The organism is Nonomuraea cavernae (assembly GCF_014646355.1).
In the GTDB taxonomy this organism is placed as follows: Bacteria; Actinomycetota; Actinomycetes; order Streptosporangiales; family Streptosporangiaceae; genus Nonomuraea; species Nonomuraea cavernae.
Window position 1 is genome coordinate 251,377 of the sequence record NZ_BMNH01000005.1, and the last position, 21,141, is coordinate 272,517.

The window sequence follows — 21,141 nt, forward strand, 5'->3', positions numbered from 1 at the left end:
ATGAGTCAGTGTGAGTGAGTCCGGTTCGAGTGCGTCAGTGTGGGTGAATCAGAGCGATTGAGTCAGGGTGTGAGCCGCAGCGTGTGCACCGCCGCCTCGCGCACCGACTCCTTCCGCGAGTACATCGGCAGCAGCCCGCCCTCGGCCCAGAGCGTCGCCTGGTCCCAGTAGTTGTCGTGGAAGGCGTGGCCGGACGCGCCGGTCAGGTTGATCCAGCGTGACTTGTCCAGGTCGCCCAGGTCGACGACCATCCGCATCGACGGCACGGCGGTGACGGCGTAGCCCTTCTGCACGTTCCAGCCGGTCGCGTTGACCGCGTCCTTGTTGCCGGGCACCGGCAGCGGGCCCCGGTTGAACAGGGCCTCGATCGGCCCGATGCCCGACGTGCCGAGCGAGCCATGGGTCAGCGACAGCTGGTGCAGGTCGCCCCAGCGCCAGGAGCCGACGTCGTCGCCGAGCAGCCCGGACACCTCCTGGTAGGCGTCGGCCAGCGCCTGGCGGAGGATGTCGTCGCGGGTCTCGGTGACCTGCTCGGTCGTGGTGTCGTCCCAGAACAGGTCGTCGGGGGCGGCGAGCAGCCGTCTGACCACCTCGTACCAGCGGTCGCCGCCGCTCGGCCGGGCGGCTTCCGGCAGGTCGTCGTCGAAGGTCAGCTTGAGCAGGTGTCGCCAGACCGCGTTGAAGTAGGCGGCGGGGGCCGAGTCGAGGCCCTGCGAGCCGTCCCAGCCCTTCAGCAGCCCCCTGGCCCGCGCGCTCGGGCCGGCCAGCTCCACCTCCATGAGCGCGGGGACCAGCGTCGTGGCCAGGCCGTTGTTGCTGTCCTGCTGGATCCTGGACATGGTCGCCGCGTCGACCTGGCCCTTGTCGATCTCCTGCTTGAGCCGGTCGGTGATGCGCTGCGAGCGGTAGCCGTAGGACCAGTCCTTGGTCAGCAGCGGCTGGTAGCGGCGAGGGTCGATGACCGCGTTGTTGGCGGTGACGATGTAGCCCTCGGCGGGGTTCTCGACCGAGGGGAGCTGGTCGTAGGGGATCGGCGCGGTCTTCCAGTCGTACTCGCCGGTCCAGCCGGGCACCGGCCAGGTGCCGTCACCCTTCTCGCGCACCGGGATCCAGCCGGGCGCCTGGTAGCCGATGCCGCCCTCGGTGTCGGCGTAGACGAGGTTCTGGGCGGGCACGTCGAACAGCGCCGCCGCGGCCCTGAACTCGTGCCAGTCGGCGGCCTCGTTCAGCGCGAAGATCGCGTCGGCGGTCCGGCCGGGCATCAGCGCGGTCCACTGCAGGGCCACCGCGTTGGCCCCGTCGCCCGGCTTGACGTCGTCCATCACCTCGTTGATCAGCGGCCCGTGCCGGGTGCTTCTGACGTCGATCGTGACGGTGGCGCCACCCGCCACCTTGATCTCCTCACGCCTGGTCTCCAGCTTGACCTGCTCGCCCTTGTACAGGTACGTGTCGCCGGTGACCTGCTCCATGAACAGGTCGGCCACGTCGGGCGCCAGGTTGGTGAAGCCCCAGGCGATCTTGTCGGTGTGCCCGATGACGACGCCGGGCAGGCCGGCGAAGGTGAATCCGGTGACGTCGAAGCCGCACTGCTCCGTGATCTCCCTGCAGTGCAGCCCCGCCTGGTACCAGACCGACGGGAGCTGGGCCGACAGGTGGGGGTCGTTGGCGAGCAGCGGCTTGCCGCTGGCCGTGTGGCGGCCGGAGACCACCCACGAGTTGGAGCCGATGCCCTCGTGGTCGGGGCCGCCCATCGTTGCGGGCAGGGCGTCGAGCGTCTTCCTGGCCTGGGCCAGCGCCGCCGCGCCCCGCGCGTCGGTCGCCGGCTCCTCCTGCCGCGGCTTGGCCTGCTGGTCGAAGCGCTCCTCGACGATCGCCCCCTGGGTGACGATCGGCTCGTGCTCGTCGAACGGGTAGCCGGGGTAGAGCTGCTCGACCCGTTCCCGGGGGAGCTTGGTGAGGGCGAGCGCGCGGTCGATCTCGTCCTCCAGGTTGGAACGCAGGTCCCAGGCCATGGCCTTGAGCCAGGCGATCGAGTCGACCGCGGTCCACGGCTCGGGGGTGTAGCCGCCGTTCTGCACCTTGAGCACGGAGTATTCGAGGCTGCGGTCGGAGGCGTTCGGGTTCGCCTGGAGCCAGGCGTTCACGCCCTTGGAGTAGGAGTCGAGGTAGCGCCGGGTGCGCGCGCTCAGCTCGGGCAGCTCGCGTTCGGCCACCTGGCGCCAGCCCATGGTCCTGATCGCCTTGTCGGTCTCGACGGTGGCCGCGCCGAACAGCTCCGACAGCCGGCCGGCGGTCGTGTGCCGACGGAAGTCCATCTCCCAGAACCGGTCCTGCGCGTGCGCGAAGCCCTGCGCCATGAACAGGTCCTCGGAGGAGTCCGCGTAGATGTGCGGGATACCTGATTTATCGCGATAAATCTCTACATTCCCGCTTAACCCCGACAGCCGAAGCGTCCCCTCCACCTGGGGGAACGACTGCCGTACGGTGTACACGAGCACCCCCGCCAGCACCACGGCGAGTGCGAGGAAGATGGTCAACACCCGTGCCAACCAGCGCAACGGCCACGGCAGCCAGGCATAGGGCCTCAACCTCACCAAAACCTCCAAACTCCCCGCGATGCACCCTAAGTCTGGCAGTCCGCGGTCACTGCTCTCACCGCCACGGCGACCGGCCGTCAATGTCCGCCGAGCACCCAGACCTGCCCGTCGGGCGTGTCGGACACCAGCACGCCGACCTCGGCGAGCGAGTCGCGCAACCGGTCGGCGACGGGCCAGTCGTGGGAGTCACGGGCCCGCGCACGCTGGTCGAGGAGCTCGGCCGCGCCCGGCGGCAGCACCGGGGCCCTGCCGATCTCGGTCGAGAGGTCGAGCGCCAGCACGTGGTCGAGATGCAGGAACGACTCGAACTTGGAGCCCGGCGGCACCGACTCGTCGTGTTCGAGCTCGCGCAGGATCCGCAGCGCCGCGGGCGTGTCGAGGTCGTCGTCGAAGGCCGCCTCGGCGCGCTCGACGTGGTCGCGGGCCATCGGCGCGCTCGGTGACTCCGCCCACTCGGCCACCCGGCCCCGCCAGCGCCGCAGCGTGCGGTCGGCGGCCCGCAACGCGTCCCAGTCGAGGCTGACCTGGTGACGGTAGCGCTGCTCCATGAACGCCAGCCGGACGGCGAGCGGGTCGAGCCCGGCCTCCACGACGTCGGACAACAGCACCACGTTGCCGGTCGAGCCGGCCATCGGGCGGCCGTCGAACAGCAGCTGCTCGCCGTGCACCCAGTGCTTGACCACCTCGTGCCCGGCGGCCGAGTCGGACTGGGCGCGTTCGTTCTCGTGGTGCGGGAAGCGCAGGTCGATGCCCCCGGTGTGGATGTCGACGCGCTCGCCGAGGAAGCGCAGCGACATGGCCGAGCACTCGATGTGCCGGCTGGGAAGGCCGCGGCCCCACGGGGTGTCCCAGGTCGGCTCGCCGTCACCGGGCCTCCACAGCGCCCAGTCGGCGTGGAAGCGCTTGCGCGGGTCGACGTCGCCGTGCCGGTGACCGGGCTTGAGGGCGTCGAGCCGGTTGCCGGAGATCTCGCCGTAGGTCGGGAAGGACGCGGCGTCGAAGAAGACCGAGCCGTCCGAGACCGCGTAGGCGTGGCCCTGCTCGATGAGCTTGGCGATCAGCTCGACCATGGGCTCGATCGTCTCGCCGGCCCGGGGGGCGTGCTCCGGCGACCGGAGGTTCAGCGCGGCCGTGTCGCGTTGGAAGGACTCCTCGTGGTGGCGGGCGACCTCCGTCACCGGACGGCCCTCGGCCCATGCCGGGGCCCCGTCGGCACCGGCCTCCGCGTCGCCGGCGAGGAGACCCACGTCGGTGATGTTGCGGCAGACCACCAGGCGCACGCGCCGTCGCTCCAGAACCCGGCGGATCAGGTCGGACAGCAGGTGGGAACGCAGGTCGCCGATATGGGCGGGCCGGTGGACGGTCGGCCCGCAGGTGTACATGCGCAGCGCCCGCGCGGGAACGATCTCCTCGGTCCGCCTGGTCCTCGTGTCGTAGATCCGCGCCATCCTCCGAGCCTAGCCCTCGGCCCGGTCAGGAGGTCAGCCGCCCAGGAAGCCGACGATGTCGCGGTCGCCGCGCTCGCGCAGCCGGGCCAGCACCTCGTCGCGCGAGGTCGCGTCGGGCAGCCCGACGCGGGCGCCGATCAGTCGCAGCCCCTCCATCTCGGAGGTCACCGGAGCGGTGTAGCCGATCAGGTAGAGGGCGCGGTTCAGCGGCGGCATCCCCGCCGGAGCGGCCGGCAGGTAGCGCGTCAGCAGCTCGCCGCCGTCGGAGACGGTCAGGAACACGTGGTCGCCCTCACTGGCCTTGAAGTCGGCCAGCACGTTGCGGATCGAGCCCATCGTCGGCTGGTTGTGCCAGCTGATCACCACGTCGCCGGACGGCGTCGAGGCGGTGAGCTGGCCACCGGGCGCCATGCCCAGGTAGGCCGCGAACCCCGTGGGCAACGGCGAGCCCGAGCCGCGCAGGTGCTCGGCGTTGACGTCCACCCGGTGCCACCAGCGCCCGTCGCGGCTGCGGAAGCTGCGCCGGGTCTCCGACACGTCCTTACGCGGTTGGTACGGCTCCGCCTCCCCGGTGGGGGAGGTGCCCGCCACCCGGATCCATCCGCGCTGGGTCCGCTCGAACCCCGGCCCGCCCGAGTAGGCCCGGACCGAGCTCTCGCTCACGTCGTAGCGGGAGGTCAGGTTGGTGACGATGGTGCTGACCGAGGCCTCGCCGCCGGCCCGCTCGATCTCCCTGGCGATCATCTCCCTGATGCCCAGGTACTCGTCGCCACCCCACTTGGTCAGGCCGTACTTGTTGCGGTCGACCCGGTGGAAGCGCCCGTCGGCGGTGAGCTGGTTGCGGATGCCGACCAGGCTGTAGTCCTCGCCGATGCGCTCCTGGATCTCCTCGGGCGACAGCGGGCGTCCGGCCACCAGCAGCACCGCCTCGGCCTTCTCGTTGATGCTGCGCGGCCACGGCACCACGTGCTGGTCGAGCACCCGAAGCTGCGGCACCGACGCGATCCACCGCTCGGCCACGTCCTCGCGGATGCCGAGCTGCGTGACCATGGACACGGCCTCGCCGAGCGGCCGGGGCCCGTCGGCGAACAGCTGGCGCGTCTTCTCGCGCAGCTCCTCGGCCCCGCCCGCGATCAGCCAGCCGTCGGCCTGCTCGTAGCCGGTCAGCAGCGTGCGCACGAACCGCCAGGCCGGGATGCCCAGCGTGCGCAGCTCGGCGCGATGCCACGGCACCGCCGCGGCCAGATCGTCGGCGGGCACCGCCGAGCCGAGCCGGCCCCGCAGCCACGTGACGTGCGCGACCAGGGCGGTGGCCTCCGGTCCGCCCAGCCAGGCCTCCACATGGTCGCGCAGGTCGCGCTCGATCTGCCTGATCCGCTCCCGCGTCACGGAGAAGCGCTGCGCCAGCTCGTCGAGCGTGGCCCGCTGCACCGCGTAGAGCCGGTCGCGCGCGATCGCCCGCTGCCGCTCGTCCAGCGCCGCGAACAGCCCGTCGACCAGGTCGGGCAGCGGCTTGTCGGGGCGGGCCGGCGCGGGCTCGGGCACCGGCTCCAGCAGCCGCTCGAACACCCCGCCGAACAGCTTCTGCACCACGTCCTTGCCCAGGGTCTCGGGTGCCCGCTCGGCCTCGGCCGGGTTGGAGAAACGCAGCAGCGGCAGGATGTCGCCGAGCAGCAGATGGCCCCAGCAGGTGACCGCGAGATCGGCGAGACGGCCGGCCACGGCCTGGGCGCCCACGATGGCGCACGCGCGGTCGAGTGGGATCGCCTGCCACCAGGCCTCGGGCAGCTGGGGATCCTCCGCGATCGGCGCGATCTGCCCAGGGGAGGTCCAGCGCAGGGGTGGCGCGAGGTCACTCAGGCTGAGGTTCATTGAGGTCCAACCGGCGAAGGGAAGATATCCGCAGTTCAGAGTATGTGATCAGAGCTACAGAAAGGGGCTACCTCTTCCCGAATGGGATATGTAGAGCATCGAGCGGGCTCGCGTGCAGGCGACGTACAGCATGCCCCGCTCCCGCTGCAGGAGTCGCGCGCGGGCGCCGGGATCATCGGGTGGTGTCTCGGGCACGATACCCTCCGCCACGCCGATGAGGGCGACGCGCTCGAATTCGAGCCCCTTCAGATTCTGGAACGTCGACACCCGGACCTCGGCCTCCGCGAGCGCCCGCCTGGCCGCCCGCACCAGTTGCGGCGTGCGGGCTCCCACGGCGATCTGCCCGGCGGGCACGCCCTCCTCCAGCCAGGACGCGACCGTCTCGGCCAGCCCGGCCAGCTCCGCCTCGGGCGAGTCGTAGACCCGGATCAGCGGGTGCTCGCCGTTGCGCGTGGCGCGGAAGCCGTACAGGCCGGACACGCCCTTGACCAGACCGTCAGCCGGCCCGCCGCCACGCAGCCGGACGCCGAAGGAGAGGAGCTCCTGCGGCAGCCTGCGGGAGACCCACAGTGAGTGCAGGGCGGCGGGGATGCCCACGGCGCCGAGCGCCACGCGCGTGTCGGTGACCCGCTGGTGCGGATCGCCCACGATGAACAGGTCGTCGTGCGCGCGCGGCACCGCCGCGCGCAGCAGCCGCCACTGCGCCGGGCTGATGTCCTGCGCCTCGTCCACGATGATGTGACGGTACGGCTTGTGCCCCGGCTCCACATCGTCGAGCAGATCTCCCGTCGCCCTCGACAGCAGCCGCAGCGCCTCGTCGGTCAGCTCGGCCAGGGTCCGGGCGCCGGGGCCGACCAGCACGGGCCGCCGGCCCTCGGCCTGGCCCACGATCCGCATCGCCAGCCGCTCGGCGTTGTCCACCTCGACCCGCTTACGCGGCACCTCGTCGACGAGCAGCCTGTCGAGCCTGGTGGACAGCTCCTCGCCGAGGCTCTGCGAGTAGGTCACCAGCAGCACCGGCCCCTTGCCGTGCGTGGCCAGGTGGGCGGCCCGGTGCAGGGCCAGGAGCGTCTTGCCGGTGCCCGCTCCGCCGATGACCAGCACCGGATTGTCGTAGCGGGCGGCGCGGGCCAGCCGGTGCTGCTGCGGATACAGGAACGTGCACCACGCGGGCGACTCCAGGACCCGTTCCAGCTCCAGTTTGTCGGTGACGAAGACCGCCCGGTCCGGGCTGCGGCGCAGCGCCGCGTGGAAGTCCTCGCCGTCGATCGGCCCCGGGTCGCCGTCGTAGGGGCGGTGGCCGTCCAGCTCCCGCCAGGCGTCGGAGAGCGAGCCGCCGCGTGCCAGCACCGCCAGCGGAGCGTGTTGGGTGACCGGGAGAAGTGGTTCGAGCGCCTCCACGTCGGCCTCGGTGGTGATGAGCCGTACCAGCCGTAACGCCCGCACGTCGATGCCGAGGGCGAGCAGGTCGCCGTCACAGATCGGGTCGAACAGCCGCGAGGCGCCCGCCGACCTGCGCAGCGCGGGCTCCACCCGCTCCAGCGCCTCGGCGTCCCACTCCTCGACCACCCCGATCACCGGGTTGATCCCGTAGCGACGGCGCCGCGCGTACGACCAGGCGTCCGGGTCGGGCAGCAGTGTGAGCAGCCAGTAGACGTCCCGCTCGCGCACCACGACGCCACGGAGCCCCTCGGCGAGCCGCAGGGTCGCGATCCGGGCGTCCCGGGCGCCCCTGACCCGCTCGGGATGCGGACCTCCCGTGACGTTCAGCAGGAAGCGGCGCAGCGCGACCACGGCGTCCCTGCGCACCGGCGGGGCCAGTGCGCTGAGCTCCCGGGGGAACTCCGGGCCGATCGCGAGCCGCGGCACGGCTCAGTCCAGCAGAACGAGCAGGTCGCGGTCCCCGCGCTCGCGGAGCCTGGTGAACAGGTCGGGCAGGGCCACCGGGCCGGTCATGCCGATCCTGGTGGCGATCACTCTGGCGGCCTGGTCCTTGGTGCCGCCCGGCGCGGTGTAGCCGACCAGGCGGAGCGCCCTGGTGATCTTCTCGGCGCTCTGCGCGGCGACCGGCAGGTGCCTGGCCCGCAGCACCCCCTCGTCCGACAGCGTGAGGAACAGGTGACCGCCCTCCTTCGCGCCCACGTCCACGAGCAGCCGCTCGATCGACTCCAGCACCGGCCTGCCATGCCACGTCATGGTCAGCGCGCCCGCCGCGCTCCGGACCGACCGGGTCTCACCGGGCGACAGGCCCAGGTAGGCCGCGAACCCGGTGGGCAGCGCGCACTCGCCTCCGGCCAGTTGCTCGGCCGTGACGTCGATGCGCAGCCACCACCGCCCGTCCGGCTGGCGGAAGCAGCGCCGCGTCTGCGAGACGTCCTTCAACGGCTGGTACGGCTTCGCCGGCTGCTCGCCCGACCCTCCGTTGGCCTCCACGGGGTGGGCCTCCACGTGGGCCTCCACCGGGTGGGCCTCGGCGGGCGTGGCCGGCGCGAACGCCTGGAACAGCGGCGCAGGAGACGGAGCCCCGTTGGCCGGAGCCGGCCGGGCGAACGCGGACGGCACCTCGGGCCGCATCCCCGCCGCCTCAGACAGCGCCCCCGGCTTCTCGGGCCGGGCCCCTGGCTCGTCGTCCGGGTGCGTACGGGCCGGCAGGGTCGCCAGCACGAACTGCCAGGCGGGCACCTCCAGCGCGCGGATCTCCTTCGCGTGCCACGGCGCCGCTCCGATCAGCCGCTCCTTGGGCGCGGCCGGGCCGATCGACCTGCGCAGCTCGTCCAGGTGCGCCCGGTACGGCGCCGCCTCGTCGCTGGCCAGCCACTGGTCGAGCTGCGCTCTCAGCCGCGTCTCGGTCGCGGCGATCTCGGCGGGGGGCACGGCGAACAGCTTGGCCAGCTGGTCCACCGCCGACGGCTCATCGGTGAACACCCTGTTCTGCGCGACGGCCCAGCTCTTGTCGTCCAGACCGGCGAACGCCGTCTCGATCAGCTCGGCCAGGTCCCCTCCGTCACCGGATGGCCCGTCCTCACCGTCACGCCCGCTCCCAGCGCCGTCGACATCCTCGTCCCGGCCCAGCACCGCCGAACCGTCCGCGCCGACACCCCGCCCCTGCGGGTCACCGGCGTCCCGGTGGGCCTCGGCGATGTCCACTTCCGCCGGCCGGTGATCCGGGCCACCCTCGGCGAGGCCCGCCTCCGCCGACGGGTCATCCGCGTTGGCCTCAGCGATGGCCGCCTTCGCCGGTGAGTCAGCCGCGTCGGCACGGTCAGCGTCACCGGCGTCGGCGTCGGCGTCAGCCTGCGGGCCGGCCGCATTCGCCCGGTCCGAGTCGGCGGGGTTCGCGTCGGCTACCTCCGCGTGTTCGGCGTCAGCGGCGTACGCCTCCGAGCCGTCGTGGCCGTCGGCGGGCTCCGGTTCGCGGGACTGCGATTCGCCGCGACCCGCGCGGTGCGCTTCGACGGCCTCGTCCGCGGAGTCAGCCTGCCGGCGCGCCGCTGAGGCAGAGTTCGCCGCCTCCACGGAGTCGTCGAACCGGCCGTGTGCCTGGGCGGCTTCGTCGGCGACCCGCTGGTCCGGTTGGGCGTCGGCGGAGTCCGTACCGGACGGCGAGACGGCCTGGTCCGACGGCGAGTCGGACGGGTCGGACGGCGAGTCGGCTGTGGTGGAAGCCGGGGGTTCGGCCAGGGACAGGCCGGGGGAGTCGGCTGGTCCGGCCGCGTCCTCGGCGGGCTGGCCGTGTGGGTCGACGGCCCGGAAGCGGGGACGGAAGACGTCGGCGAGGCCGTCGGCCGGGGACGCACCGCCGGGGGAGGGGTCTCGGGGAGGGCCGTCGAGGACCCGGGGGCGCAGCGGGCCCGAGGAGTCGGCCGAGGGCACGTCCGCGTCGACCGCGAGCTGCGGCTCGGAGGCGTCCTCGGTCAGGGGTTCGGCGTCGGCGTCGAGCACCGGCTGGGAGTCGTCGGTGGCCGGTTCGAGAACCACGATCTCGGCGCCGGGCGCCTCGGCGGGCGTGGAGACGGCCGTGGGACGGGCGGGGGCGAGTCGTACCAGGACCGAGGAGAACAGCGTGGTGAGCACGGGGCGCGCCTGGATGAACGGCTGGTCGACCAGCTCCCTGCCCGTCAGGGCGAGCAGCCCGGCCCAGGAGCCCGCCCGGTCGAGGGCGATCGCGACCTGCGGCTCGTCGGCCTCATCCGGATCGAGCACGTGCAGCGCGGGCAGGACGTCACCCACGGAGGCGGCGGGCCAGTGCTCCAGCGTGATCTCCGTGAGGAGCTCGGCCAGCGACTCCGGGGCGATCGCCGCGAGGACCAGCGGGAGGGGCAGGCTGCGCCACCAGGCGTCCGGGAGGTCCGGCTGACCGGTGAGAAGCGTGATCGTGGACGCGTCGCTCCACCTCAACGGTGGTACGAGGTCGCTCAGGCAGAAATTCATCCCGTTCCGTTCACCAGCCCCTCACTCCGCCGAAGCGGTGCAGCCATACTCTCGCCGCCCACGGAACAGACCATAGTCCGGCAAAACGGCACTACGCATCATGGACGACGCATCAACGCCGTACGGCCGCGAAGCGCAGGCGTACATAGTCGGCCATCCAGCCGGTCTCCCTGCGCAGCGCCGGCGCCGCCAGCTCGTTGACCCGCCGGAGCAGGGGTTCGACGATATCCGGCGGCAGCCCTTCGAGTACCGAGGACGCGAACATGCGCACCCAGTCGGCGGCTCCGCCGGGGCACTCGTCGAGGGGCGTGGGGCGGTCGAAGTATTCGAGCAGCCGCACGACGAAGCCCTCGCGTTCCAGGCGCTGGGCGTAGTCGGCGGGCGTGGGGAAGTACCAGGGCAGGTCGGGTTCGCGCAGGCCGTACTCGCGCCAGGCCGTGAGCATGGCGGCGGTCAGCTCGGCGCAGTTGCCGGCCCCGCCCATCTCGGCGACGAATCTCCCGCCGGGCGTGAGCGCCTCGCGCACGCTGGCGATGACCGCGCCGGGTTCGCGGCTCATCCAGTGCAGCGCGGCGTTGGAGAAGACGGCGTCGTAGGCCTGCGCCACGGTGAAGTCGTGGCCGTCGCCGACGATGAAGTCGATGCCCGGATACTGGGCGAGGGCCTTCTCGATCATCGCGGAGGACCCGTCGATGCCGAGCACGCGGGCCCCGCGGGAGGCGATCTGGGCGGTCTGTACGCCGGTGCCGCAGCCGAGGTCCAGCACGCGCTCCCCCGGCTGCGGGTCGAGCAGGTCGACGAGGGGAGCGCCCTGGGTGGAGACGTAGCCGAAGCTGCCGTCGTAGGCGCGACTGCTCCACCGCTCCAAGCTCGGTGTGTCATAGCGCAAGACGATCAGCTCTCTTCGTCAGACATCGGGCCCCCGTGGCCGTGCTGTCCATTCACTTTAGAGGCTGAAAGTCTCTATGACATACCAAGTCACATCGGTCTCATCCGCCGCTCTTTGTCCATTCCTTCTTCAGATAGGACTTGCCGGCGTCCGTCTGCGGGATCGTGAGCAGGATGGGCGGTCCGGGGGCCGCGGGCAGCTGGGCCGCCTGATGGGTGTCGAGCGTGCCCCGCGTGAGCATGGCCTCGCCGCGAGCGGGCCGGGCGAACCCCTTCTGCAGGAGGTTCTGGCCTTCGTCGGAGAAGACGAACTCCTGCCAGAGCCGGGCGGCGGCGGGATGCGGCGCGTGCTTGCTGATCGCCTGGACGTGGTAGGCGCCGAGCGGCGCGTCCTTCGGGATCGTCACCTTCCACGCCTCGGGGTCATGGGCGCTGCGGATGGCGTTGAGGTGGTCCCAGCCGACGACGACGTTGGCCTTGGCCGGCTCGGTGAGCCGCCCCTCCCGCTTCAGCTTGCGGAACAGCTCCACCCCGCGCTGCGGGCGCGGCGCGCCGTGCAGCAGCGAGGCCGCCATCACGCCCTCGAAGGCGGCCATGGACCGCAGCGGGTCGCCGTCGAGCGCCACCACGTACCCGGGCTTGGCCAGGTCGGCGAAGGAGGCGGGCGCGGACACCGTGCGCGGGTCGTAGCCGATCGACATGTAGCTGCCGTAGGCGGCGTACCAGGCGCCGGACGTGTCCTTGACGTCGTCGGGCAGGTCCTGCCAGCCCTGCACCTTGTACGGGGCGAACTTGCCGGCGTTGGCCACCGCCACGTCCAGGGTCAGGTCGAACACGTCGGGCTTCAGCCGCCCGGCGGCGTCGATCTCGCGCTGGCTGCTGGCGTTCGGCTCGAACTCGTTCACCTTGATGCCGTACCTGTCGGCGAAGGTGTCGATGAGCTCGCCGTAGTTGACCCAGTCACGCGGCAGGGCGATGACGTTGAGCTCGCCCTCCTGCTTGGCGGCCTCGGCGAGCCGCTCCAGGCTGCCGAAGCCCGCCTTCATGGAGTCGGCGTTGGCGTTGACCGGAGGCAACGGCTTGGTCTCTGTGGTCGTCGACGCGCCGCATCCGGCGCTGACGAGGATGGCTGCGGCAGCGGCGCAGGTACGTACGGTCACAGAGTGAATACTTACGGTTACGAAGCTCCAGGTCGAGGAGGCGCGGCGGGAACGACTCGGGCCGCCACCAGCGACTCTTCGGGGATCTCCACCAGCGTGCCGTCTCTTTTACGAACCTTGAGCACTCCGTCGGCCCACGATTCGAGGACGCCCACCGTGTCGCGGAAACCCGCCGGATCGCGTCTGCGCGTGGTGATTCGCGTCCCCACGTCGGCTGCTGTGATGCTGATCACGAAGCGACCGGCCACGAGTTTGCCACCCTCCGTTCCGGCCAGTTGGCAAGCACGGCAATACTAGGGCGTAGCAAACCGCGGTCAGAGACATGCCATGGTGGCGGAGAAGAAGGAGCTCGAGGTGACCTACGTCATCGCGCAGCCTTGCGTGGACGTCCTGGACAAGGCGTGCATCGAGGAATGCCCCGTCGACTGCATCTACGAGGGCGAGCGCATGCTTTACATTCACCCCGACGAGTGCGTGGACTGCGGCGCGTGCGAGCCAGTGTGCCCCGTCGAGGCCATTTTCTACGAGGACGACCTTCCTGAGCAGTGGAAGGAGTACTACCGGGCCAACGTCGACTTCTTCGAGGACCTCGGCTCGCCCGGTGGCGCCTCCAAGGTCGGCAAGATCGAGAAGGACCACCCGGTCGTGGCCGCGCTGCCCCCGCAGGGCGAGGGCCACTAGCCTTCGCAGGGCGTGGGCCGCCCTTCGGGGCCGCCCACCCGCGGGTCTTCCCGGGCGCCGTCTCGGGAAGACGCGACCGGCCGAGTTCCGGCGCGCGTCGAGTCCCGCCGCACCACCGAGATCCTGGAGCCTCGTGAACACCCTGCCTGACTTCCCGTGGGACCGGCTGGAGCCGTACAAGGAGCGTGCCCGCGCGCATCCCGAGGGCATCGTCGACCTGTCGGTCGGCACGCCCGTCGATCCGGTGCCGGGCCTGGTCCAGAGCGCGCTGTGCGCGTCAGCGGACAGCCCCGGCTATCCGCTGACCCACGGCACCGCGGAGTTGCGGGAGGCCGCGGCGGGCTGGCTGCGCCGCAGGCACGGCGTCACGGTCGACGCGCGCGACGTGCTGCCGCTGCTCGGGTCCAAGGAGTTCGTCGCCTGGCTGCCGACCTATCTCGGCGCCAAGCGGGTCGTCTTCCCCGAGCTGGCCTATCCCACCTACGACGTGGGGGCCCGGCTGGCCGGAGCGGCGGCGACGGCGGCCGACGGCCTGCTGGCACTCGGTCCCCAGCACGTCGACCTGGTCTGGGTCAACTCCCCGGGCAACCCCACGGGCCGGGTGCTGCCGCCCGAGCACCTGCGCAAGGTGGTGGCCTGGGCGCGCGAGCGCGGCACGGTGGTCGCCTCCGACGAGTGCTACCTCGAGCTCGGCTGGGAAGAACAACCGGTCTCCATCCTGCATCCCGACGTCTGCGGCGGCTCCCACGAGGGGCTGCTCGCGGTGCACTCGCTGTCCAAACGGTCCAACCTGGCCGGATACCGGGCGGCGTTCGTCACGGGCGACCCCGCTCTGGTGGGCCGGTTGCTGCACGTGCGCAAGCACGCGGGCATGCTGATGCCCGGCCCCGTGCAGGCCGCGATGACGGCCGCGCTGGGCGACGACGAGCACGCCGACGCGCAGCGCGAGCTCTACGCCGCCCGTCGTGCCCGGCTGCGTCCGGCGCTCGAACAGGCGGGCTGGCGCGTCGATCACTCGACGGCCGGACTGTACTTCTGGGCGTCCAACGGAGAGAACGCCTGGGATCAGGTAGGCAAACTCTCCGAAATCGGCATTTTGGTCGCACCAGGCGATTTCTACGGACCAGCAGGTAAGCGACATGTCCGTATCGCCATGACGGCCACTGACGAAAGGATCAGTGCGGCGGTGCGCCGCCTCCAGTAGGATCCCGCGTCATAGTCAGCTCGCAATTGCGAGCAAGCATAAATTGATAAGGGCGTTTGCCGAGGCAGACCGCGAGTGGAGCGAGCTGATCGATGAGCATGACCTCCATGGTCGTACTCGGGCTGAGCATCGCCACCGTCCTCCTGCTGCTGGGAGCCTTCTTGGCCACCCTGCGCCAGGACAGGAAGGACCGCACAGCCGCGCCGCCGGTTGAGGTCGCTCCCGTTGAGACCCCGTTACCGGCGCCGGTGAGCGCGGCTGGGCATGCGGGGTCCGACTACACCGATCCCCGGACCATCCAGGTCGGAGACCGAATCCACGTCCACGGCTCGCCCGCGCGCGTGCTGGGCGCGATGTTCATGTCGTGGCAGGGCCAGCAGTGGACCGAATACCTGCTCCGCGACCGCACCCGCCGCTTCCAGTGGCTGTCGGTGGAGGTGCGCCAGGGTCTCGCCCAGGGCGATCCGCCGCACCTGGAGGTGCTCCTCTGGACCGAGGTGCCCACCCAGGGCATGGTCCCCGCCAAGAGCATGCTGATCATGGAGGGCGTCGAGTTCTTCCCGATCGAGCGGGGCACGGCGGCGTTCCGATGTGAGGGCGACACCGGCAACCCGGAGCGCGGGCTGCTCGACTTCGCCGACTACCGCGCCTCCGACGGGCGGCTGCTCTCCTTCGAACGCATCCAGGGCAGGGCGTGGACCGCCAGCTACGCCCGGCCGCTGCCGCCCGGCTCGATCGACATCGTCAGCCGCGCGTCCTAGGACAGCTCGACGCGGCGGTCGCCCGCCTTGCCGCCGGACCGCCAGTCGTCGGCCTCCAGGTCGTTGGACCAGGTGGCCCCGCTGAACCCGACCCGGCTCAGGCCGTATTCGCGCGCGTGGGCCACCGACCAGGCGGCGATCAGCCAGCCGCGCCGCTTGCTGGTGATGGTGGTGTCGCCGAGTGCCCGCGCGAGCTGGCGGCGGGCCTCACCGGTGCGGGCCACGGGCGTGGCGGTCTGCCCCTTGGCCGGTGGATACCAGCAGTGCACGGACCGGGGAACCCGGCCGGTGAACGCCGCGGCCAGGATCTTGGCGTCGGACTCGTGGGGCGCGTAGGCGTAGCCGCCGGCGGAGCGCTGCACCTCCTGCGCGGCCTCGGCGAGCGGGATGGTGCGGTAGTTCTTGACCTTGACCAGCGCGGCGAAGAACTTGTTGGTCGAGTAGACCGGGTCCATGATCTGTTTCTGCGTGCCCCATCCCTGCGACTCGCGCTGCTGGAACACCCCGACCGAGTCGCGGTCGCCGTGGTCGAGGTTGCGCAGCTTCGACTCCTGCAGCGCCGTCGCGTAGGCGATCACGACGGCTCGCTCGGGCAGCCTGCGCCGTGCCGCCACGGCCGCGATGGTGGCCGACACCTGCGCCTGCTCGATGTCGAGGCCGAGCGACCCCTGGGGAGTCCGTACGAGGCAGGAGGCATCGGGCACGGCCAGCGGCTTGGCCTTCTTGAGCAGCGCGTAGAGGCCCACGGAGATGCCCACCGCGAGCACGAGAACGATGACCGCGATGGTGAAGACTCCGCGGGAGAAGCGCAGGCGCACCCTGAAAAACCTACCCGGCCAGATAGGCTCCGTGGCCATGAGTCACCAGAGCACCTCGTCACCGCTCCCACGGGCCGTCGACGCCCTCTGGGAGCGGCGCGCGGAGCTGTCGCCGAACGACGCCGAGGCCCGCGCCGTGGTGGTCGGCGCGATCGACCTGCTCGACACCGGCAAGGCGCGGGTCGCCCAGGTGTCCGACGGCGAGGTGGTCGTCGACGAGCGGGCCAAACGCGCGATCCTGCTCGCGTTCAAGGTGCTCGGCCTGGCCAGGTCGCAGGTGGGCGACTTCCAGCACCATGACCGGCTGCCGCTCAAGACCACGTTCGACGGGGTCCGGGTGGTCCCGGGGGCCATCGCGCGATGGGGCTCCTACGCGGCGCCCGGCGTGGTGCTGATGCCGTCGTTCACCGACATCGGGGCCCACATCGGCGCCGGCACGATGGTCGGCACCTGGGCCACGGTCGGATCCTGCGCCCAGATCGGCGGCAACGTGCACCTGTCGGGCGGGGTGGGCATCGGCGGCGTGCTGGAACCACCCAACGCCATGCCGGTGGTCGTGGAGGACGACGCGCTGATCGGCAGCCGGGCGATGATCGTCGAGGGCGCCCGGGTCGGACGCGGCGCCGTGGTGGGCGCGGGCACCATCCTGTCGTCGACGATCCCGGTCATCGACGTGATGACGGGCGACGAACTGGCCCGCGGCCGGATCCCCGACTGGTGCGTGGCCGTCGGCGGCACCCGGCAGAAGGAGTTCCCCGGAGGCACGTTCGGGCTGCCCTGCGTACTGGTGATCAAGCGCCTGGACCCCGGGCAGCGGCACGACAAGGCGGCCCTCGACGAGGTGCTGCGCGAACATGGAGCCGATACCTGATGCTGGACCTGACACAGGACGTGCGCGCGCTGACGGCGGCGATCGTGGACCTCGAGTCGGTGAGCGGGGCCGAGAAGGCACTGGCCGACGAGATCGAGCGGGCGCTCGCCGCGCTGCCGCACCTCGAGCTCGACCGGTCGGGCGAGACCGTCGTCGCCCGCACCTCGCTGGGGCGCGGCGAGCGCGTGCTGATCGCCGGACACATCGACACGGTGCCCGTGGCCGCCAACCTGCCGAGCCGCGTCGAGGGCGACCTGCTCTACGGCTGCGGCACCTCCGACATGAAGGCGGGGGTGGCGGTCGCCCTCAGGCTGGCGGCCACCGTGCCGGCCCCCAACCGCGACGTCACGTTCGTCTTCTACGACTGCGAGGAGATCGAGGCGGAGCGCAACGGGCTCGCCCGGGTGAGCCGCGACCACCCCGGCTGGCTGGCGGCCGACTTCGCGGTGCTCATGGAGCCGACCGACGGAGTGATCGAGGGCGGCTGCCAGGGCACGCTGCGGGCCGAGATCACGGTGACGGGCAAGCGCGCGCACAGCGCCAGGTCGTGGTTCGGGGTCAACGCCATCCACGGCGCCGAGCCGGTGCTGGCCAGGCTCAACGCCTACCGGGCGCGGCGGCCGGTGGTCGACGGGCTCGAATACCACGAGGGACTCAACGCCGTACGCGTCGAGGGCGGGGTGGCGGGCAACGTGATCCCCGACGCCTGCGTGGTGACGGTCAACTACCGGTTCGCGCCCGACCTGTCGCTGGAGGAGGCGCAGACGCACGTGCGGGAGGTGTTCGACGGATACGAGGTCCGCTTCGTGGACGCGGCGCCCGCCGCCCGGCCGGGTCTCACGCATCCGGTGGCCGCCGCCTTCACCGCGGCCGTGGGCGGCACGCCCCGGGCGAAGCTGGGATGGACCGACGTGGCGAGGTTCTCCGCCCTGGGGGTTCCGGCCGTCAACTACGGGCCGGGCGATCCGAACCTGGCGCATCAGCAGGGGGAGTACGTGTCGCTGTCCAAGATCGTGGAGAGCGAGCGGGCGATGCTCGACTGGCTCACAACGTGAAAGTGGCTTTCCTCGCCGGCCATTTGGCGGGGAAAGCCACTTTCAGTCCCGAGCAGCACCCTCGGCAGTTAGACGCGAGGGGGTCGAAATTCGGTTCCCTGCTTCTTTCAAGATTTTTTACGAGCTTGACACGGGCCGTCCACCTGCGGTTATGCCATCCATGATGTCCTCTCGGTGACTCACAGCCGGATCCATCGCGCGGTGAGCCCACCGAGTGACAGGCGCCGGCCGCGACCCGAGAGCCGGGGAAGAGGACTAGCGTGATCCGCATGGAGAAGATACGTCGCGAACGCCGTCAGGGTCAGGCCGTGGTCCGTGGCGCGCTGGTTCCCGAGTCCACCCACGACCAGCGGTTGCTCGACCGGCAGGGGCCCGCCGACTGGGTGCACATGGACCCGTGGCGGGTGCTGCGCATCCAGGCGGAGTTCGTGGAGGGGTTCGGGCAGCTGGCGGAGCTGCCCAGGGCGGTCACCGTCTTCGGCTCCGCGCGCACGGACAAGGACGACGCCTACTACGCCATGGGCGTCGACCTCGGCCGGACACTGGCCGAGGCCGGCTACGCCGTCATCACCGGGGGCGGGCCGGGCACCATGGAGGCGGCCAACCGGGGCGCGACCGAGGTCGCGGGAGGCATCTCCGTGGGCCTCGGCATCGAGCTGCCGTTCGAGCAGCGCATGAACGACTACGTCGAGCTCGGCATCGAGTTCCGCTACTTCTTCGTACGCAAGACGATGTTCGTGAAGTACTCATGCGGCTTCATCGCGCTGCCCGGCGGTTTCGGCACCCTCGACGAGCTGTTCGAGGCGCTGACCCTGGTGCAGACCCGCAAGGTCACCTCGTTCCCCGTCGTGCTGCTGGGCACCGAGTTCTGGGGCGGGCTGATCGACTGGATCAGGAAGGCCCTGCTCGGCACCGGCAAGATCGCCACCCACGACCTCGACCTGATCACGGTCACCGACGACGTCGACGAGGCCGTGCGGGTCATCGTCGAGTCCGACCGGGCCCGGTCCCGGCAGAGCCTGGAGGAGCGGCAGGCCGCCGCCTCGCACATCGCCGAACCCCAATAGGCTGGCGCCTCGTGAACGTCTGCGTCTACTGCGCCTCCAGCCAGAAGATCGACCCCAAGTACGTGGCGCTCGCCACGGAGGTCGGCACCGAGCTCGCCCGGCGTGGCCACACCCTCGTGAGCGGCGGCGCCACCGTCTCGTGCATGGGCGCCGTCACCACCGCGGCCCGGGCGGCCGGCGGCCACACCGTCGGTGTCATCCCGCAGGTCCTGGTCGACATCGAAGTGGCCGACCGCGACTCCGACGAGCTGATCGTCACCGCCGACATGCGCGAGCGCAAGGGCGTCATGGACGCCCGCTCCGACGCCTTCCTCGTGCTGCCCGGCGGCATCGGCACGCTGGAGGAGCTCTTCGAGATCTGGACGGCCAGGGTGCTCGGCATCCACGACCGCCCCCTGGTCATCCTCGATCCCTGGGGCCTCTACACACCGCTGCGCCGGCTCGTCGAGGGCATGTACGACGAGGGCTTCACCAGGGCCAACGTGTTCGACGCCATCGCCTGGACGACCACGGTGGACGAGGCCTTCGCCCATGTGGAGGGCCGGCCGGCGCCGGTCCGCCCCTCGGTCGCGGAGCTCGGCGAGGCCGTCGGCTGACTTGTCAGGCGAGACCGCGACGGGTGAGGGCGGGCGGGCGGCGACCGGCCAGCGACTCGGTCATGTCCAGGGCGAGCCGTACCTGATCGGTATGTTCCGTGACGAAGACCTGCGCGCCGTGCCAGCAGTAGATCGCGGCCGCCGCGAGCGCCGCGTCGAGCTCGTCGGGCAGCGTGACCAGCACGGTCGCGCCCGTCCGCGCCAGCGCGGCGGCCTGCGCGGGCGAGGCCGCGGGAGTCCAGGTGGGGTCCAAAGGCTCACCGGGCGCGACAACTGCGGGACTCATGCCTCGATGGTATGAGTACGATGCCAATGTGCTGGTCATACTCGCCATCGCCGCGCTCGCCATCCTGGCCTGCGTCGTGCTGGTATCCCTTGGCAGGGGCGGTGAGCTGACCGAGTTCCCGCCGGACGTGCCGCCTCTCGACCTGCCCGAGCCGGGGCAGCTGACGGCGGTCGACTTCATGGCGTTGCATCTGCCGGTCAACATCGTCGGCTATCACACGCAGAGCGTCGACGAGACGCTGCGCCGGGCCGCCAACGCGATCAGCGCCCGCGACACCAGGATCGCGGTTCTGGAGCAGCGGGTCTCCGAGCTGCTGTCGAGCCGGTTGCACGCGCGGCAGGAGGTCTACGCCGCCCCCGGTGGCGGCCTGCGCACCGACCACGAGCCCGAGGCGCCCGCCGCGTCCATGGAGCTGCCTGAGGCGGGCGATCCCGTCCCGTCCCTCGACACCGCCGCCCTGGCGCCGTTCGCCACGGGCTCCGAGCTTCCGTTCGCCACGGGCTCCGAGCTTCCGGTCCCCAACGGCGTCGAGCGCCGCGGCCCCGAAGCCGTCCGGGCCGACGACCTCCCGGACACCCAGGCTGATATCCCGGCTTCCCAGGCGGACATCCCTGCTGCCCAGGCGGACACTCCGGCCGCTCGGGCCGACATTCCGGCCGACACGAAGGACGCGCCGGACGGCGAGGCGGGGCGCGACGGCGACGACTCCCATGGCAGCGGTCCCGGTGGAGGGACGCCTCGTGAGTGAGGTGGTGCGGTGCGCCTGGGCGGGCATCTCCGATCCGCTCTACCTCGCCTACCACGACGACGAGTGGGGCCGGCCGGTCCGGGGTGACGACAGAGTCTTCGAACGGGTGTCGCTGGAGGCGTTCCAGTCCGGGCTGTCGTGGCTCACGATCCTCCGCAAGCGTGACAACTTCCGCGCCGCCTTCGACGGGTTCTCGATCCCGAAGGTGGCCGCCTACACCGAGTACGACGTGGAGCGGCTGCTCCGCGACGCCGGGATCGTCCGCAACCGGGCCAAGGTGGAGGCGGCGATCAGCAACGCGCGGGCCGCGCTCGACCTGCCCGGCGGGCTGTCCGAGCTGGTGTGGCGGCACGCCGACCCGGACGCGCCCGTGCCGAGGGCGATGTCCGACGTCCCCGCCGTCACCCCCGGCTCCGTGGCGCTGGCCAAGGAGCTGAAGCGGCACGGGTTCAGGTTCGTCGGCCCCACCACGGCCTACGCGCTGATGCAGGCCATCGGCCTGGTCAACGACCACATCGAGGGGTGTGTGGCCCGCGCCGGGAGTGCCTGATCACTCCCGGCCGCCGGTGCCGCGGCCCGGCGGCGCACGGGCCGGTGTCCCGCGGCACGTCGCGCACGGTCCGGCGGCGCACGGTCCTCGGCACGCAGTCCGGCGGCG

19 protein-coding genes are annotated in these 21,141 nt (G+C 71.6%); 9 read left to right on the plus strand and 10 right to left on the minus strand.

Annotated features, from left to right (window positions below; genetic code table 11):
* Window positions 1-62: 62 nt before the first annotated feature.
* The 8 genes from IEY82_RS12385 to IEY82_RS12420 all read right to left on the minus strand — a co-directional run bounded on the left by IEY82_RS12385 (window position 63) and on the right by IEY82_RS12420 (window position 12,644).
* The gene (locus IEY82_RS12385; RefSeq protein ID WP_189124206.1) at window positions 63-2,594 is read right to left on the minus strand and encodes a penicillin acylase family protein; all 2,532 of its coding nucleotides are present in this window, start codon (window positions 2,592-2,594) and stop codon (window positions 63-65) included.
* An 80-nt stretch (window positions 2,595-2,674) separates the two neighbouring features.
* The gene (locus IEY82_RS12390) at window positions 2,675-4,045 is read right to left on the minus strand and encodes a CysS/YqeB C-terminal domain-containing protein (RefSeq protein WP_189124207.1); all 1,371 of its coding nucleotides are present in this window, start codon (window positions 4,043-4,045) and stop codon (window positions 2,675-2,677) included.
* Window positions 4,046-4,078: 33 nt separating this feature from the next.
* The gene (locus tag IEY82_RS12395; protein WP_189124208.1) at window positions 4,079-5,917 is read right to left on the minus strand and encodes a sigma factor-like helix-turn-helix DNA-binding protein; all 1,839 of its coding nucleotides are present in this window, start codon (window positions 5,915-5,917) and stop codon (window positions 4,079-4,081) included.
* A gap of 54 nt (window positions 5,918-5,971) precedes the next feature.
* Window positions 5,972-7,786 carry a UvrD-helicase domain-containing protein gene (locus IEY82_RS12400; RefSeq protein WP_189124209.1) on the minus strand — a complete coding sequence of 605 codons (1,815 nt, stop codon included), beginning with the start codon at window positions 7,784-7,786 and terminating at the stop codon, window positions 5,972-5,974.
* A gap of 3 nt (window positions 7,787-7,789) precedes the next feature.
* The gene (locus tag IEY82_RS12405; RefSeq protein WP_189124210.1) at window positions 7,790-10,315 is read right to left on the minus strand and encodes a hypothetical protein; all 2,526 of its coding nucleotides are present in this window, start codon (window positions 10,313-10,315) and stop codon (window positions 7,790-7,792) included.
* A gap of 145 nt (window positions 10,316-10,460) precedes the next feature.
* Window positions 10,461-11,237 carry a class I SAM-dependent methyltransferase gene (locus tag IEY82_RS12410; protein ID WP_189124211.1) on the minus strand — a complete coding sequence of 259 codons (777 nt, stop codon included), beginning with the start codon at window positions 11,235-11,237 and terminating at the stop codon, window positions 10,461-10,463.
* A gap of 100 nt (window positions 11,238-11,337) precedes the next feature.
* The gene (locus IEY82_RS12415) at window positions 11,338-12,396 is read right to left on the minus strand and encodes an ABC transporter substrate-binding protein (RefSeq protein ID WP_225263024.1); all 1,059 of its coding nucleotides are present in this window, start codon (window positions 12,394-12,396) and stop codon (window positions 11,338-11,340) included.
* A 17-nt stretch (window positions 12,397-12,413) separates the two neighbouring features.
* A complete protein-coding gene (locus IEY82_RS12420) occupies window positions 12,414-12,644 on the minus strand; it encodes a putative acetyltransferase (RefSeq protein WP_189124212.1) in 231 nt (76 codons plus the stop codon).
* Window positions 12,645-12,750: 106 nt separating this feature from the next.
* On the opposite strand from IEY82_RS12420, the gene fdxA reads away from it, so the two are divergent.
* The 3 genes from fdxA (at window position 12,751) to IEY82_RS12435 (ending at window position 15,042) form a co-directional block, all read left to right on the plus strand.
* Entirely contained in the window at window positions 12,751-13,077 is a 327-nt protein-coding gene (gene fdxA, locus IEY82_RS12425; RefSeq protein WP_189124213.1) for a ferredoxin, read from the plus strand.
* Between the two features lie 133 nt (window positions 13,078-13,210).
* A complete protein-coding gene (gene dapC, locus IEY82_RS12430; protein WP_189124214.1) occupies window positions 13,211-14,281 on the plus strand; it encodes a succinyldiaminopimelate transaminase in 1,071 nt (356 codons plus the stop codon).
* 92 nt (window positions 14,282-14,373) lie between these two features.
* A complete protein-coding gene (locus tag IEY82_RS12435) occupies window positions 14,374-15,042 on the plus strand; it encodes a DUF4178 domain-containing protein (protein WP_225263022.1) in 669 nt (222 codons plus the stop codon).
* Here the strand turns inward: IEY82_RS12435 and IEY82_RS12440 are convergent.
* Window positions 15,039-15,860 carry a hypothetical protein gene (locus IEY82_RS12440; RefSeq protein WP_225263021.1) on the minus strand — a complete coding sequence of 274 codons (822 nt, stop codon included), beginning with the start codon at window positions 15,858-15,860 and terminating at the stop codon, window positions 15,039-15,041. The genes IEY82_RS12435 and IEY82_RS12440 overlap by 4 nt on opposite strands.
* A gap of 37 nt (window positions 15,861-15,897) precedes the next feature.
* Here IEY82_RS12440 and IEY82_RS12445 point away from each other — a divergent pair, with 37 nt between their 5' ends.
* The 4 genes from IEY82_RS12445 to IEY82_RS12460 all read left to right on the plus strand — a co-directional run bounded on the left by IEY82_RS12445 (window position 15,898) and on the right by IEY82_RS12460 (window position 19,449).
* The gene (locus IEY82_RS12445) at window positions 15,898-16,731 is read left to right on the plus strand and encodes a 2,3,4,5-tetrahydropyridine-2,6-dicarboxylate N-succinyltransferase (protein ID WP_189124215.1); all 834 of its coding nucleotides are present in this window, start codon (window positions 15,898-15,900) and stop codon (window positions 16,729-16,731) included.
* Window positions 16,731-17,786 carry a succinyl-diaminopimelate desuccinylase gene (gene dapE, locus IEY82_RS12450; RefSeq protein WP_189124216.1) on the plus strand — a complete coding sequence of 352 codons (1,056 nt, stop codon included), beginning with the start codon at window positions 16,731-16,733 and terminating at the stop codon, window positions 17,784-17,786. Before IEY82_RS12445 ends, dapE begins: the two co-directional genes overlap by 1 nt.
* 269 nt (window positions 17,787-18,055) lie before the next feature.
* The gene (locus IEY82_RS12455) at window positions 18,056-18,853 is read left to right on the plus strand and encodes an LOG family protein (RefSeq protein WP_189124217.1); all 798 of its coding nucleotides are present in this window, start codon (window positions 18,056-18,058) and stop codon (window positions 18,851-18,853) included.
* An 11-nt stretch (window positions 18,854-18,864) separates the two neighbouring features.
* Window positions 18,865-19,449, plus strand: coding sequence for an LOG family protein (locus IEY82_RS12460; protein ID WP_189124218.1), 585 nt, complete (start codon window positions 18,865-18,867; stop codon window positions 19,447-19,449).
* Window positions 19,450-19,453: 4 nt separating this feature from the next.
* Here the strand turns inward: IEY82_RS12460 and IEY82_RS12465 are convergent, their stop codons facing one another.
* A complete protein-coding gene (locus IEY82_RS12465; protein ID WP_189124219.1) occupies window positions 19,454-19,735 on the minus strand; it encodes a hypothetical protein in 282 nt (93 codons plus the stop codon).
* 28 nt (window positions 19,736-19,763) lie between these two features.
* Between IEY82_RS12465 and IEY82_RS12470 the strand changes: the two genes are divergently transcribed.
* Window positions 19,764-20,483 (plus strand): hypothetical protein, encoded by a 720-nt coding sequence (locus tag IEY82_RS12470; RefSeq protein WP_189124220.1) that lies wholly within the window; start codon window positions 19,764-19,766, stop codon window positions 20,481-20,483.
* Window positions 20,446-21,033 carry a DNA-3-methyladenine glycosylase I gene (locus IEY82_RS12475; RefSeq protein WP_189124221.1) on the plus strand — a complete coding sequence of 196 codons (588 nt, stop codon included), beginning with the start codon at window positions 20,446-20,448 and terminating at the stop codon, window positions 21,031-21,033. The genes IEY82_RS12470 and IEY82_RS12475 overlap by 38 nt, the downstream gene beginning before the upstream one ends.
* Window positions 21,034-21,141: the final 108 nt, after the last annotated feature.